Raw genomic sequence first — 15,043 nt, 5'->3', positions numbered from 1 at the left:
GGGTCAGATTTCAGTGGCCGACCCGCTGCGGCTGCGGGCGACGATCATCGAGGCCAGCGTGTTGACCGCCAGCGTGAACAGGAACAGCACCAGGCCCGCGGCCAGCAACGCGGACAGCTGCCCCGGGGTGGCCTCGCCGAACCGCAGGGCGATCAGCGACGAGATCGTGACCGCGCCGTTCTCCAGCAGGTGGAACTTGATCTCGAAGGACGGCGCCAGGATCATCAGCACGGCGATCGTCTCGCCGAGCGCCCGGCCGAGCGCGAGCATCGAGCCGCCGATGATCCCGCCCGTGCCGAACGGGAGGACCACCGACCGGATCACGCCCCAGCGCGTGGATCCCAGTGCCAGCGCGCCTTCCCGCTCTCCCGCGGGTGCCTGCGAGAACACCTCGCGCATGATCGAGGCGGCGAACGGCAGCACCATCATCGCCACCACGATCCCGGCGATGAACGGCGACGACGTGTACTTCGACTGTTCCCACGCGGCCGCGTTGACGTCCGTGTCGACGTGGAAGAACGGCAGAAAGCCCAGGTACTTCGACAGCCAGCGGGACAGGTAGATGATCTGCGGCGTCAGGAAGACGAACCCGAACAGGCCGTAGACCACACTCGGCACCGCGGCCATCAAGTCGAGCACGGCGATGAGCGACCGCCTGAACCGGGCGGGCGCGTATTCGGAGATGAACAACGCCGTCGCGAGCGCCAACGGAAACGCCACCACGATCGCGACACCGGCCACCTGCAAGGTGAACAGCGAGACGGCGGCGATGCCGAGCTTGCCGGAGTTCGGCACGAAGGTCGGCTCGGTGAAGAAACCCAGGCCGTAGTCGCGAAGCGTGGGAATCGCCTGGTAGGCCAGGAAGATCCCGATCGCCCCCATGATCACCAGCACGAGCAGCCCGGTGCCCCGGACCACGCCGCGGAACACCCGGTCGGACACGGGGATCGACGGCCGGACCGCACGCGGCCGGTCAACGTCCGTGGTCATCATTGCCTCAGCAGATCGTGCCGCTGTGACCGGCAACGGCACGAGAGGTGAACGCACACCCAACGCGCCGCTGCCGCCACACGGCCTTTTGCCGTTACCGGTTAAGAGTTGTCTTGAACGTGCCGAACAGGAAGCCCGCGGTGAACAGGCCGTTGAAGCCGAGGCTGCTGTTGAGCCACTGCGCGCCGGCCGCGGTCAGCACGAGCTTGTCGCCGTCGACCTTGAACACCTCGACCCGCCGGCCGCTGTTGACCCACGCCCGGACCACGCCGGTGTTCGTGTCGATCACCGGCAGGATCGCGTCGGCACACTTGTCGTTGGCCTGGAACACCAGGCCACCGGCGAGTTCGGTAGTCCCGTCGTTGGGGTTGCCGTACACCGGGAAGGTGAACGCGGGCGACGTGCCGGAAGCCGGCCAGACGACGCTCACCTTGACATCGAAGAAGTCCAGGGCCACCACGGCCTGGGCGTCCACGGTGACCGCCGTCTGGCCTTTGATGAATCTGGTCTGCTGGACCGTCTCCGCCGACGCCGGTGCGACCGCGGTGACGGTCAACCCGACGGCGAGCACCGCGCCGATGACCCCGGAGACAAGACGAGTACGCATGGGATTCCTCCTTCACAAGCATCACAAGCGAATTCGCGAACCGAATACTCGACATCCGGGACACTTCGCGGAACCCACCCGGCGGCAAGTTCGCGAATCCGCCGGGGGTGGGAGCGGGTGCGTTCACTTCGTTGTCAGTTAAGGAGATTGGTCTGCCGGCCGCGGTGTCCCGGCTGGAACACCATGACCGACGAGTCGACCGACGCCTCCCGGACCCGGTCCATGAACCGTTTGGCCGCGAGGTCGGCGTCGATCTTGCGGGCGAAGCCCTGCGCCGACCGGGCGACCGGCAGGTCGTCCATGGACAGCTGCCACCACCAGTGGCCGGTCGCCGCCCGTTCGAACTCCAGCCGGACGTCGCCGGCCAGTACCCGTACCGTGTCCACCTCCTGCACCGCTGCCCCGTGGTCGGCGTGCCCGCGTACGGACAGGCCGAGCACTCTGTTGTTACCGCCCAACAAGCGCCATCTGACGCCGCTGGAGTCGGTCCGGAAACACTGAAATCGCGCCATTCGTCCCCTCCGAGCCCATGGCGCGGCCGTCCCCCTTGTTGACCGTTGACCCGACCGTGCCGCGGCCCGAGAATTCATCCCATGGGTGGACCGCTTTACGGCCTGCAGGTGAACGCCACACGCGCATCGGCTTAACGGCCGGTAGTCAGACGCTGGGACTCAGCCGAAAGGACCACCACATACCGTGCCCAAGTGGCCCAAAACACCGCGAACTAACCACTAGCTCGCTCGGGCGTACGCGTCCTGGCCGTTGAAGACTTCCTGGCCGTAGCGCACCGACGAGTTGTACGTCAGCACGGCGGTCCACCAGCCGGCCGCGGTGGTGACGTCGCCGCCGACGGCACAGAGGTAGCGGCCGGCGGACAGGGCGGCGTCGTCGATGTTCTGCGGGTCCGGCGGCGCGCCGTCCTCGCTGGCCCGTGCCGCCCATTTCCGCCAGGTCGCGGGTAGGAACTGCATCGGCCCGACGGCCCGGTCCCAGGTGGGGTCGCCGTCGAGTTCGCCCTTGTCGGTGTCCTTGATCGCCCGGACACCCGGCGAGCCGTCCAGCGGCACGCCGATGATCGGCTGGGAGAGTTTTCCGTCGTCGCCGATGGTCGCGCCGCCGTACCGGCCGTGCATGGACTCCTTGCGGCCGATGCCGGCGAGCATGGTCCAGGAGATCCCGCACTTGGGCGACTTCTGCCGCAGTTTGATCTCGGCCGTCGCGTACGCCTGCAGGGCGCGCTGCGGGATGTTCATCTTTCGGGCGAGGTCGCCGACCGTGTTGGGGTCGACGGGTTTTGCCTGGAAGGGAGCTGCTTCCCGGGGTTGCGAGGTCAGTTCCGGCACCGGGAAGTCGGCGGGTTTGCGGCGCGTCGGCGGCTTGTCGCCGGTGTCCCGCAGGACCAGCACGACGGCCGCGACTACCCCCAGCAACAGGCCGATGACCAGGAGTTTCGGCAGGCCACGGCGGCGCGGCGGGGACGGGTTGGTCAGTGGCGGCGCCACCGGCGGCGAGGAGGACATCACGGCCAGGCTACGCATGTTCGGGCTTCGACGAACTCCAACCGGACTTTCCGGCCATCCGAGGTACCCGACTGGACACAGCAGGGGAGCCTTACCTAAATTCAATCGAGCCTAACCTAAGTCTGTGCCCGATCGAAGGAATGACCGTGCTGTTCAGTAACGCCCTGTTAGGGCTGCGAGAGGGCTTCGAAGCCGCACTGGTCGTCAGCATTCTGATCGCGTTCCTGGTCAAGACAGGCGACCGGGCCTCCCTCAAGTGGGTGTGGACCGGTGTCACCGCCGCGGTCATACTCTCCGTGACGATCGGCGCGATCCTCACGTACGGCACCGAGAGCCTGACCTTCAAGGCTCAGGAGGCGGTCGGCGGCAGCCTGTCCATCCTGGCGGTCGCCCTGGTCACCGGGATGATCTTCTGGATGCGCAGCACCGCCCGGACGATCGCGTCCGACCTGCGCGGGAAGCTGTCCGACGCGGTCAAGCTCGGCCCGTGGGCGATCATCATCGTCGCGTTCCTGTCGGTCGGCAGGGAGGGCCTGGAGACCGCGGTGTTCTTCTACGCCGCCGTGCAGAGCGCGGGCGGCGGGACCACCCAGCCGCTGATCGGGTTCGTCATCGGGATCGTCCTCGCGGTCGTCCTGGGCTACCTGCTCTACCGGGGCGCCGTCCGGCTCAACCTGACCCGGTTCTTCCGGATCACCGGCGTGTTCCTGGTCATCGTCGCGGCCGGCGTGCTCGCGTACGGCCTGCACGACCTGCAGGAAGCCGCCTTCCTGCCGGGCCTGAACACGCTCGCGTTCGACCTGTCCGGGCCGATCCCCGAGTCGTCCTGGTACGGCACGTTGCTCAAGAGCATCTTCAACTACTCGCAGCAGACCACAGTGCTGCAGGCCGTCGCATGGGTGCTGTACGTCGGCGTCGTGCTCACGTTCTTCCTGTGGCCCACGAAAACCGTTGTCAACAAGCCGATTCCCGTGAGGTCCTCGTGAACATCCGTCCCGCGCTCGCCGTGGCACCGTTAGTCCTGCTCGTCGCGTGCAGTGGCAACAAGGATCAGCCCGCCGCGGCGGGCGGCCCGATCACGGTCGAGGCGAGTGACGACGCCTGCAAGGTCGCCCGCACCGCGGCCGACGCCGGGAACATCACGTTCGAGATCGCCAACAAGGGCACCAAGGTCACCGAGTTCTACCTGTACGCCGAGGGCGACCGGATCCTGGGCGAGGTCGAGAACATCGGCCCTGGGCTGACCCGGCGGCTGATCGTCGAGGTGCCGGACGGCGGCAAGTTCCAGACCGCGTGCAAGCCGGGCATGGTCGGCAACGGCATCCGCGGCGACTTCACCGTCTCTGGCGGCGTGCCCAAGGCGGCCGACGCCAACGCCCAACTCGGCGAGGCCACCAAGAACTACCAGCGGTTCGTCAACAGCCAGACCGAGTCGCTCGTGCCGAAGACCACCGAGTTCGTCAACGCGGTGAAGGCCGGCAAGGTCGACGAGGCCAAGGCGCTGTACCCGGTGGCCCGGATCTACTGGGAACGGATCGAGCCGGTCGCCGAGAGCTTCAGCGACATCGACGAGAAGACCGACACCCGTGAGCCGGACCTGAAGCCCGGCCAGGAGTTCACCGGCTGGCACCGGCTGGAGAAGGACCTGTGGGTGAGCGGCCTGCAGCCGGACTCCGCGAAGGTCGCCGACCAGCTGCTCGCCGACATCACCGACCTGGCCGGCCGCACCAAGTCGGTCGAGCTGACCCCGGTCCAGCTCGCCAACGGCGCCAAGGAACTGCTCGACGAGGTGGCCACCGGCAAGATCACCGGCGAGGAGGACCAGTACTCGCACACCGACCTGTACGACTTCCGGTCCAATGTGGATGGATCACAGGCCGCGGTGGCCGCCCTGCGCCCGGTGATCGACAGCAAGGACAAGACCCTGGGCACCACCCTGGACCAGAAGTTCGCCGCGGTGGACAAGCTGCTGGAGAAGCAGCGCAAGGGCGACGGCTTCAAGCTGTACAACGAGCTGACCCAGGACGAGATCAAGGAGTTCGCGGCCGCCGTGGACGCGCTCGGCGAGCCGGTGAGCAAGGTCGCCGAGGTGGTGACCGCGAAATGAGCGTCTCTCGACGTGGCCTGTTCGGCATGGTCGGCGCCGGCGCGGCCGGGGTCGCCGCCGGCGTTGTCGGCGACCGGCTGATGACGTCGTCCCCCGACGTCGTGCCGGTGGCGGCCGAGGCCGCCGCCATCCCGTTCTTCAGCGCCCAACAGGCCGGGATCGTCACCCCGGCGCAGGACCGGCTGCACTTCGTGTCGTTCGACGTGACCACCAAGGACCGCGCCGAACTGGTCACCCTGCTGAAGGACTGGACGGCGGCCGCCGCGCGGATGACCGAGGGCGCCGAGGCGGCCGAGCGGGGCGCGGTCGGCGGCAGCCCGGAGGCCCCGCCCGCGGACACAGGTGAAGCGCTCGGGCTGCCGGCTTCGTCGCTGACGTTGACCATCGGCTTCGGGCCGTCGCTGTTCGACGCCAGGTTCGGCCTGGCCGACAAACGCCCGGCGGCGCTGGTGACCCTGCCGACGTTCCCCAAGGACAGCATCGACCCGAAACGCAGCGACGGGGACATCTGCGTGCAGGCGTGCGCCAACGACCCGCAGGTGGCCGTGCACGCGATCCGCAACCTCGCCCGGATCGGCTTCGGCAAGGTGTCCGTGCGCTGGTCCCAGCTCGGGTTCGGCCGCACGTCGTCGACGTCCCGGACCCAGGCCACCCCCAGAAACCTGTTCGGCTTCAAGGACGGCACCCACAACATCAAGGCCGAGGACACCGACGCCCTGCGTGACCACGTGTGGGTGGCCAACGGTGACGGCCCGGACTGGATGACCGGCGGCACGTACCTGGTGTCCCGGCGGATCCGGATGCACATCGAGATCTGGGACCGCACGTCGTTGTCGGAGCAGGAGCAGACCGTCGGCCGGACCAAGGGCGTCGGCGCACCCCTCGGCCAGGTGGACGAGTTCGACGAGATCGACCTGCACGTGCGCGGCGCGGGCGGGCAGCCGCTGATCGCCGACGACGCGCACATCCGTCTGGCGAGCGCGGAAAGCCTTGGCGGCGTGCGGATCCTGCGCCGCGGCTACAACTTCACCGACGGGTCGGACGGCCTTGGCCACCTGGACGCGGGCCTGTTCTTCATCTGCTTCAACCGGGACACCCGCAAGCAGTTCGTCCCGATGCAGCAGAATCTGTCCACAAAGGACCACATGATGGAGTACCTGCTGCACACGGGTTCCGGCCACTTCGCGGTGCCGCCGGGCCCGAAGCCCGGCGGCCACTGGGGCGAAACCCTCTTCGCCTAAAGCGGGGGGATCTCCGGTGGGGTGACCGCGGGGTTGGTCTCCAAGGCTGTCAGGGCCATGCGGATGGCCGTGTCCAGTTGGGGGTCACGGCCGGCCGCGTAGTCCTGTGGCGTGGTCGGGACTTCCACGTCCGGGTCGACGCCGTGGTTCTCCACGTCCCACCCGGGCCCGCGCAGCCAGGTCGCGTACTTCGGTTGCGTCACAACGGTTCCGTCGACGAGGTGGAACCGGCTGTCGATCCCGATCACACCGCCCCAGGTCCGCATGCCGACGACCGGGCCGAGACCGAGCGCCTTGACCGCGGCGGTGACGATGTCGCCGTCCGAGCCGGAGAACTCGTCGACCACCGCGACGATCGGCCCGCGCGGCGCGTCCTGTGGATACGACTCCGCCGGATACCCGTTCCGGCTGGTCTGCCAGCCGATCACCTTGCGCGCCAGCTTCTCCACCACCAACTGGGAGAGGTGGCCGCCGCGGTTCTCCCGCACGTCCACCACGAGCGCCTCCCGCCGCATCTCCAGGCGCAGGTCCCGGTGCAGCTGTGCCCACCCGGCCGCGACCATGTCCGGCACGTGCAGGTACCCGACCCGGCCCGCGCTCTCGGCGTGCACATGCGCCCGCCGGTCCGCGACCCACGCCTGGTAGCGCAGCGGCATGTCGTCGAGCAACGGCACGACCACGACCCGCCTCGGTTCGCCCCCGGCCGCCGGACCGATGGTCAGCTCGACCGGCTTCCCGGCGCTGCCGGCCAGCAGCGGCGACGGCCCGTCCACCCCGACCGGACGGCCGTCGACGGCCAGGATCGAGTCACCGGCGCGGACACCCACACCCGGCGCCCGCAGCGGCGACCGCGCCTCCGGGTCCGAGGTCTCGGCCGGCAGGATGTGGTCCACGCGCCACACTCCGGCGTCGTCCGGCGCGATGTCCGCGCCCAACAGCCCGACCCGCACCCGGGAGTCCGGCGAGTCCGGCACCTCGTTCACGTACGCGTGCGACGTGCCCAGTTCGCCCTGGACCTCCCAGAGCACGTCGACCAGGTCGTCGTAGCACCCGACCCTGGGCACCAGGACGCGGTAGCGGGCCAGTTGGCCGGCCCAGTCGACCCCGCCCATGTCGGACCGCCAGAAGTTGTCCCGCATCAACCGGCCGGCCTCGTCGTAGGCCTGCAGCCACTCGGCGGACGGGTCGACGGTCACCCGGATCCGGGACAGGTCGACGTCCACGTTGTCCGGACTGTCGTCGTCAGCCTTGTGCTCCGACGGCAGGACACGCAACGACCGCCCGTCGTGCACCACGATCCGTTTGCCGTCACCGGAAACCCAGAACTCGTCCAGTCCGTCCACCAGAATCTCGGTGCGCCGCTTCTCGAAGTCGAACCGCTCCAACGCCGGCCGCGGCGGGCTGTCGTCGGACTCGGCCAGATCGTGCCCGAGTTCACCGGACAACGGCCGGGTCATCCACAGCACACCGCCCTTGGCCGGGTACATCGACGAGTACCGGGCCGCCGCGACCGGGAACGGCACCACCCGTTCGGCCAACCCCTCCACGTCGACCGCGACCCGTGGGGTGGTCTCCTCCTCGTCGGATTCCTTGTCGTCGTCGGACTCCGTGAACGGCCGCCCCTGTGACTGCGGCGCGAACGGCGAAGGAGTGGTAGCCGACAACGGAACCAGGTAAGGCCGTGAGCCGCCGGCGAAGTACATGTCGAACACGTGCACGTCGTAGTGCGGGTCGAAACTCCGCGCCGACAGGAACGCCAGGTACTTGCCGTCAGCGGTGAACACCGGCTCGTGGTCGTCGAACCGCAACGGCGTGACGTCCACAACGGACAGACTGGTGGTGTCGGCCATCCGGATCTGCCGCAACGGCACCGGACCCGGATGCGACCACGCCAGCCAGCCGGAGTCCGGGGAGAACTGCAGCCCGGTCGGGTCGCCGTCCGGGGTCTCGGCGACGGTCCGGATCTCGCCCGCCTCGACCTCGACCAGCAGCACCCGCCCGTCGTGGGTGGCCAGCCCGACGTGCCGGCCGTCCGGCGCCGCCACCACCTCCATCACCCGGCCCAACTGCCCGGACCCGAACCGCCGGGGCGCGCCACCGGCCACGGGAACGACTTCGAGCGCGTCCTCGCCGTCCACATCGGTCACCCAGACGACATGGTCCGTCGTCCCCAGGACCTGCGGGAACCGCGCCCGTACGCCCGGTTCGACCCCCAACGCCCGCGCCGGTCCGTCCCGATGCGTCAACCAGTGGACGGTTCCGCGCACCTCGACCGCGCTGGCCCGTCCGGTGTGGTCCGGCGCCGCGTCCCCCAACGACCATCGCGCCGAGATCGGGTACGGCTGCCGGGACGTCCGCGGCCCGCCCAACTTGACCTGCAGTTGCCGCGGCTCGGCGTCGAGACTGTCCAGCAGCCAGATGTCGCCGGCCGAGTGGTACACCACGCGCGTGCCGTCGGTCGTCGCGTTGCGCGCGTAGAACTCGTGTGACGTGTGCCGGCGGAGGTCGCTCCCGTCCGGCAGGCACGAGTAGAGACTGCCGACCCCGTCCTGGTCGGACAGGAACGCGATCCGGTCCCCCACCCACATCGGCGACACCAGACTGGCGTCCACATCGGACAGAATCCTGGTGAACTCGCCGGCCCCGGTCGGATCCACCCACAGCCGCCCGGCGGTCCCACCGCGGTAACGCTTCCACCACGCCGGGTCGACCGTGACCCGCGACCCCAGTAAGACCGCGCCGTCCGGGCCGAACGCGACGTCCCCGACCCGCCCGAACGGCAACCGCCGCGCGGTCCCCGTGAGCGGAACGGCGTACGCCCACGTCCGCCGGGGTTGGGCCTGTCCGACCGAGCTGACCGCGACGACCTCCCCGTCCGGCGTCCAGCCGGCGGTGGCCGTCCGCACCGCACCCCAGTACGTCAACCGCCGGCTCGGCCCGCCGTCCACCGGGGCGACGTGGACCTCGGGCTCGACGTCCCGCGTGCTCGTCCAGGCCACATGCGCGCCGTCCGGGGAGATCCGGGGCCGGCTGACCGGCACCTGGTCGGCGGACAGCCGCCAGGCCCGGCCGCCGTCGAGCGGGGCGATCCAGACGTCGTCCTCGGCGACAAAAGTGACCAGATCGCCGTGTACATGGGGAAATCGCAGGTAAGCGTCACTCACTCGACCAACTTACCCGCCCCCGCATCCGCCTTTCCGCGCCCGCGTCAGTGCGGCCAGAAGGTGTGCCAGTCGGCGGCCGTCATGGTCGCGGGGTCCTTGCCGGCGTCCCGGGCCGCGCGTTCGGCCGTTCGGACGTCTTCGGCGAACTTCCGCGCCACCGCCCGGACCTCGCCCTCCGGGTCCTCGCCGGCCAGCCGGGCCTCGGCGGCCATCGCGAAGATCCTGGCCGCCGCCCCGTCACCGGACGGCAGCAGGTCCGCCGGGAACCCGGCGCGGCCGGTCCGCTGGGCCAGCTTCGCCGCCAGCGCCAGCGCCGGCTGTCCCATGGCGACACCGTCGATACTGGACTCCCGCTGCTTCTCGTCCTGCTTCAGTTCCTCCCAGCGCTGCTGCTGGGTGGAGCTGTCCCGGACCGCCGGGTCACCGCCCGCGAAGACGTGCGGGTGCCGGCCGACCAGCTTCGCGACCAGCGCGTCGGCGACGTCGTCGATGGAGAACGGGTCGGCCGGGTCCTCCTCGGCCACCCGTGCGTGGAACAGCACCTGCAGCAACACGTCGCCGAGTTCCTCACGCAGCGCCGCGCGGTCGCCGTCCTCGATGGCCTCGATCAGCTCGAAGCACTCCTCGATCAGGTACTTCCGCAGCGAGTCATGGGTCTGCTCGGCGTCCCACGGGCATCCGCCGGGAGACCGGAGGCGGTTCATCACCGCCACCGCCTCCAGCAGACGTTCGCCGCGCGTCACTGCTTGGGGTTCGCCGGGGCGATCACGAAACTGCCGGTGGCGGCCTCGCTGGCGGAGATCACCTGCATGTTGACCATGTCCCACTCGCCGTACCGCTGGTTCGGCTTGACGCCGCGCTGCAACGCGAGCGGCACCAGGGAGAACTTGCCCACGTCGACGAACTGCAGGGGATTGACCTGGCTGAGGTCCAGGTCGGCCGGAGCAGGGCCGGTCTGCCGGTCCTTGATGTAGATCACGGCGTAGCCGCCCTGCTCACCGGTCAGCCGCCACATGAGCACGCTGCCGGCCGGGACGTACATGAACGGCTGCGCGGCGACGCCCACGATCTGGTTCGCCGGATCGTGTTGCTTGTCGCTGGCCCGATAGCCGAACCTGCGGTCGACAAAGGGATCCTGGACCATGGACTTGGCACTCTGGATCAGGGGGACCGCCTTGTCCGGGCTCTGGGCGATCCGGTTGGCCAGCGAGCGGGCCTCGTTCTGGTCGCTGAGGATGGCCACGTCGGCGGTGACGCTGACGGTGCCGACCGACTTGCGGCCCAACTGCATCTGGATGACCTTGTCCCGGGCCACGTCGGTGGCCGGGAAGGCGGCGTTCACGACCGCGGTCGTCTGGGCGGCCGGGTCGGCGTCCGTGCCCTGTTGCTGCTGCGGCGGGGCGGTCAGAATCGGCGCGAGCTGGGTGACCAGGCTCTCGTCGACTGTCACGTTCTGTTGCTTGGCCGCCTCGGCGGTCAGCACGTGCAACACGTCCTGGGTGACGATGCCCCGGGCCACCTGGTCCAGCTGGCGCTGTTTGGCCATGTCCTGCGCCTGCTGGTTGTTCGTGAGCAGGTCGCTCAGCTGCTGCTGCACCTGGTCGACGGTGGCCAAGTTCACCCCGCCGACGGCCACGGCCACAGAGGGGTCGCCCTGACCGGTACTGCAACCCGCTACCAGCGTGGTAGCCGCGGCGATCAATACAACGGAACGGCGCATGGCAGTCGTCACAGTCGCAAGCCTCTCATAGTGCCTGGGGTCACCCGACCGGGGCCGGGGCGATGACAAGGGACTCCAGGAACCTGGCACACCAGTCCAGCAGGTCCTGATCGCGCAGCGGCGGCGCGCCCATCCGGCCACCGGCCGGGCCTTCGGTCGGCCGGGGCACGGTCACGGTGTTCGTCACCGCCTTGTAGTTCGCCTTGGGGTGCAGCCGCTTCAGCCGGACCAGCTGGGAGTCCCGCAGGTCCAGCGGGGTGAACCGGATCGAGCTGCCCTGCGTGGTGACCTCGGTGACGCCGTGCGCCCGGCATGTGTGCCGGAAGGTGGCGACGCCGAACAGCCGCTCCACCGGCAGCGGCGGCGTGCCGTACCGGTCCTTCAGCTCCTCGGCCACACCCGCCAGTTCCGCCGCGTCGCGGGCCGCGGCGATCTTGCGGTACGCCTCCAGCCGCAGCCGCTCGCCGGGCACGTAGTCGTGCGGGATGTGCGCGTCCACCGGCAGATCCACCCGGACGTCCGCCAGCTCCTCCTCGGCTTCCGGCGTGTCCGCGCCCGCGTGTTTCCGGAACGCCTCCACGGCCTCGCCGACAAGCCGGACGTACAGGTCGAACCCGACGCCGGCGATGTGTCCGGACTGTTCGGCGCCCAGGATGTTGCCGGCGCCGCGGATCTCCAGGTCCTTCATGGCCACCGCCATCCCGGCGCCCAACTCGGTGTTCTGCGCGATGGTCGCCAGCCGGTCGTGCGCGGTCTCGGTCAGCGGCGCCTCCGGCGGGTACAGGAAGTACGCGTACCCACGCTCGCGCCCGCGGCCCACGCGTCCGCGCAACTGGTGCAGCTGAGCCAGTCCCAGCAGGTCACCGCGTTCGACGATCAACGTGTTGGCGTTGGAGATGTCCAGGCCGGTCTCCACGATCGTGGTGGACACCAGGACGTCGTGCTCCCGCTCCCAGAAGCCCTGGATGATCTTCTCCAGCCGGTCCTCGTTCATCTGCCCGTGCGCGGTCACCACCCGCGCCTCCGGCACCAGTTCACGGATCCGCTTGGCGGCCCGTTCGATCGACGACACCCGGTTGTGCACGTAGAACACCTGGCCGTCGCGCAGCAGCTCACGCCGGATCGCGGCGCCGACCTGCTTCTCGTCGTACGAGCCGACGTACGTCAGGATCGGGTGCCGGTCCTCCGGCGGGGTCAGGATCGTGGACATCTCCCGGATGCCGGCCAGCGACATCTCCAGCGTCCGCGGGATCGGCGTGGCGGACATGGTGAGAACGTCCACGTGCGTGCGCAGGGCCTTGATGTGCTCCTTGTGCTCGACGCCGAACCGCTGCTCCTCGTCGACGACCACCAGGCCGAGGTCCTTGTACCTGATCCCGGTCTGTAGCAGCCGGTGCGTGCCGATCACGATGTCCACCTCGCCGTCCGCGAGGCCGGCGATGACCTGCTCGGACTCGCCCGCGTCGGTGAACCGGGACAGGCCCTTGACGTTCACCGGGAACGACCGCATCCGTTCGGCGAACGTGTTCAGGTGCTGTTGCGCCAACAAGGTGGTCGGCACGAGCACGACGACCTGCTTGCCGTCCTGCGCCGCCTTGAACGCCGCGCGGACCGCGATCTCGGTCTTGCCGTAGCCGACGTCGCCGCAGATCACCCGGTCCATCGGGACACCGCGTTGCATGTCCGCCTTGACCTCGTCGATCGCGGCCATCTGGTCGACGGTCTCGGTGAACGGGAACGCGTCCTCCAGCTCCCGCTGCCACGGCGTGTCCGCCCCGAACGCGTACCCTGGCGCGGACTGCCGGGCCGCGTAGAGCTGGACCAGCTCGGCCGCGATCTGCTTGACCGCCTTGCGCGCCTTGGCTTTCGTGTTCTTCCAGTCCGAGCCGCCGAGCTTGTTCAGCGTGGGCATCTCGCCGCCGACGTACCGGGAGACCTCGTCCAGCTGGTCGGTGGGCACGAACAGCCGGTCGCCCGGCTGGCCGCGTTTGGACGAGCCGTACTCCAGCACCAGGTACTCGCGGGTCGCTCCGGCGACCGTCCGCTGGACCATCTCGATGTACTTGCCGATGCCGTGCTGCTCGTGCACGACGTAGTCGCCGGTCCGCAACGCCAGCGGGTCGACCGCGTTGCGCCGCCGGGACGGCATCTTGGCCGACATGTCCTTTGTGGACGTTCCGTGCCGGCCGCCGGTCATGTCCGTCTCGGTCAGCACCACCAGCGCCGAGTCCGGCGCCACGAACCCGTCCTCCAACGCGCCGCGCACAACCGTGACCAAACCCTTGGCGGGCGCCTCGACGAGACCGTCCGACGCGAACCGCGCGGGCACCTCCGCCTCGCCCAGTTGCTCGACCGCACGCTGGGCAGTACCCGAACCAGGCACCACCAGGACGGCCGCGCCACCCGCCGCGGTGTGCGCACGCAGGTCCGTGAAGGCCCGCTCGATGTCCCCGCGGTACGTGTCGACCGGCTTGATCCCCAGCGGGACCACACCGTCGGCGCCGGTCAGCTGGCTCAACGTCCACCAGCACCGGCCGGTGTCCCGCGCGTGCGTCACCACCTCGCCCAGCTCGCGGTACGCCGACGCGCCCAGGTCGATCGGTGCCTTGCCGCCGCCCGCCGCGGCCATCCAGGAGGCCTCCAGGAACTCCTGACCGGTCCGGACCAGGTCGTGCGCGCGCGTCCGGATCTTCTCCGGGTCGATGACCAGCACGTGCGACCCGTCCGGCAGCACGTCCGTGAGCAGCTCCAACTCGCCCACGCACAGCACGGGGATGAGCGCCTCCATGCCCTCGACCGGGATCCCACCGGCCAGTTTGACCAGCATCTCGGCCAGGTGCGTGTCGTGCTGGTGCTCGGTCGCGAGGTCCGCCGCGCGCCGCTGCACGTCCTCGGTCAGCAGCAACTCCCGGCACGGCGACGCGACCACCGTGGTCACCTTGGTCGGCAGGGACCGCTGGTCGGCCACGGCGAACGGCCGGATCTCGCTGACCTCGTCGCCCCAGAACTCCACCCGGTACGGATGGTCGGCGGTCGGCGGGAACAGGTCGAGAATGCCGCCGCGCACCGCGAACTCGCCGCGTTTCTCGACCATGTCCACGCGGGAGTAAGCCAACTCGACGAGCCGTTCGACAATCCCCTCGAAGTCGTGCTCGGTGCCGGTGGTCAGCTCGACCGGGACCAGCTCGCCCAGGCCCGGCGCCATCGGCTGGATCAGGCTGCGGACCGTGGACACGATGACCTTGATCGGGCTGCCGTCGGGATGCGCGAGCCGCCGCAACACCGACAACCGCTGCGCGACCGTGTCCGCGCGCGGCGACAAACGCTCGTGCGGCAACGTCTCCCACGAGGGAAACGACACCACCGACTCGTTGCCGAGCAGGTCGCCGAGGGCCGCGGTCAGATCGTCGGCCTCTCTGCCGGTCGCGGTGACCGCGAGCACAGTCGAGCTCGCCGCCATCGTCGCGGCCACCAGCGGACGCACCGACTGCGGGCCTTCCAGCTCGTAGGTGGGCGCGCCGACAGCCTCAGCGACCGCCCTGGTCGCGGGATCGTCGGACAAGCCGGCCAACAGACCGGCGAGCGGAGCGTGAGTCACCTGGCATCCCCTTGGCCGAGAACGCGGGCGGACAGACCCGCGACGTACTCGCCAATCAGCTTACGTCGGGGGTCTGACAGCCGCGCCGCAGGACGC

10 protein-coding genes and 1 pseudogene are annotated in these 15,043 nt (G+C 69.6%); 3 read left to right on the top strand and 8 right to left on the bottom strand.

What is annotated here, in order from left to right:
* Window positions 1-3: 3 nt before the first annotated feature.
* The 4 genes from pstC to EV192_RS24475 form a co-directional block, all read right to left on the bottom strand.
* Window positions 4-990, bottom strand: a complete 987-nt coding sequence (pstC, locus tag EV192_RS24490; RefSeq protein WP_207926214.1) for a phosphate ABC transporter permease subunit PstC — start codon at window positions 988-990, stop codon at window positions 4-6.
* A gap of 94 nt (window positions 991-1,084) precedes the next feature.
* A complete protein-coding gene (locus tag EV192_RS24485; protein ID WP_132119181.1) occupies window positions 1,085-1,597 on the bottom strand; it encodes a hypothetical protein in 513 nt (170 codons plus the stop codon).
* Window positions 1,598-1,731: 134 nt separating this feature from the next.
* Window positions 1,732-2,055: a hypothetical protein gene (locus tag EV192_RS24480; protein WP_132119179.1), complete on the bottom strand. Its 324-nt coding sequence runs from the start codon at window positions 2,053-2,055 to the stop codon at window positions 1,732-1,734.
* 273 nt (window positions 2,056-2,328) lie between these two features.
* Window positions 2,329-3,117 carry a lysozyme family protein gene (locus tag EV192_RS24475; protein ID WP_243727042.1) on the bottom strand — a complete coding sequence of 263 codons (789 nt, stop codon included), beginning with the start codon at window positions 3,115-3,117 and terminating at the stop codon, window positions 2,329-2,331.
* A 146-nt stretch (window positions 3,118-3,263) separates the two neighbouring features.
* On the opposite strand from EV192_RS24475, the gene efeU reads away from it, so the two are divergent.
* From efeU to efeB, 3 genes are read left to right on the top strand one after another with little or no spacing between them, the layout of a single operon-like run.
* Window positions 3,264-4,103, top strand: a complete 840-nt coding sequence (gene efeU / locus EV192_RS24470; protein WP_132119177.1) for an iron uptake transporter permease EfeU — start codon at window positions 3,264-3,266, stop codon at window positions 4,101-4,103.
* Window positions 4,100-5,224, top strand: coding sequence for an iron uptake system protein EfeO (gene efeO, locus EV192_RS24465; RefSeq protein ID WP_424923377.1), 1,125 nt, complete (start codon window positions 4,100-4,102; stop codon window positions 5,222-5,224). Before efeU ends, efeO begins: the two co-directional genes overlap by 4 nt.
* The gene (efeB, locus tag EV192_RS24460; RefSeq protein WP_132119173.1) at window positions 5,221-6,465 is read left to right on the top strand and encodes an iron uptake transporter deferrochelatase/peroxidase subunit; all 1,245 of its coding nucleotides are present in this window, start codon (window positions 5,221-5,223) and stop codon (window positions 6,463-6,465) included. Before efeO ends, efeB begins: the two co-directional genes overlap by 4 nt.
* Here efeB and EV192_RS24455 read toward each other — a convergent pair.
* The 4 genes and pseudogenes from EV192_RS24455 to mfd all read right to left on the bottom strand — a co-directional run bounded on the left by EV192_RS24455 (window position 6,462) and on the right by mfd (window position 14,947).
* Window positions 6,462-9,629: a S41 family peptidase gene (locus EV192_RS24455; RefSeq protein ID WP_132119171.1), complete on the bottom strand. Its 3,168-nt coding sequence runs from the start codon at window positions 9,627-9,629 to the stop codon at window positions 6,462-6,464. The two genes, efeB and EV192_RS24455, sit on opposite strands and share 4 nt — an antisense overlap.
* Before the next feature lie 44 nt (window positions 9,630-9,673).
* Window positions 9,674-10,363, bottom strand: a pseudogene (locus tag EV192_RS24450) (nucleoside triphosphate pyrophosphohydrolase); the annotation flags it as partial.
* Window positions 10,364-10,368: 5 nt separating this feature from the next.
* On the bottom strand, window positions 10,369-11,361 hold the full coding sequence (locus EV192_RS24445) for a hypothetical protein (protein ID WP_132119167.1): 993 nt from the start codon (window positions 11,359-11,361) through the stop codon (window positions 10,369-10,371).
* Between the two features lie 28 nt (window positions 11,362-11,389).
* Window positions 11,390-14,947, bottom strand: coding sequence for a transcription-repair coupling factor (gene mfd, locus EV192_RS24440; protein ID WP_132119165.1), 3,558 nt, complete (start codon window positions 14,945-14,947; stop codon window positions 11,390-11,392).
* Between the last annotated feature and the right edge of the window lie 96 nt (window positions 14,948-15,043).

It is taken from the genome of Actinocrispum wychmicini (genome assembly GCF_004345645.1).
Lineage (GTDB): Bacteria > Actinomycetota > Actinomycetes > Mycobacteriales > Pseudonocardiaceae > Kibdelosporangium > Kibdelosporangium wychmicini.
Note: the sequence above shows the minus strand (reverse complement) of the source record. Positions and strands in the feature narration are given on the sequence as shown.

Bases quoted from the DNA above. Each gene is read 5' to 3' on its own strand.
- EV192_RS24485 (WP_132119181.1), bottom strand. From the start codon at position 1,597: ATGCGTACTCGTCTTGTCTCCGGGGTCATCGGCGCGGTGCTCGCCGTC.
- EV192_RS24475 (WP_243727042.1), bottom strand. From the start codon at position 3,117: ATGTCCTCCTCGCCGCCGGTGGCGCCGCCACTGACCAACCCGTCCCCG.
- efeB (WP_132119173.1), top strand. From the start codon at position 5,221: ATGAGCGTCTCTCGACGTGGCCTGTTCGGCATGGTCGGCGCCGGCGCG.
- pstC (WP_207926214.1), bottom strand. From the start codon at position 990: ATGACCACGGACGTTGACCGGCCGCGTGCGGTCCGGCCGTCGATCCCC.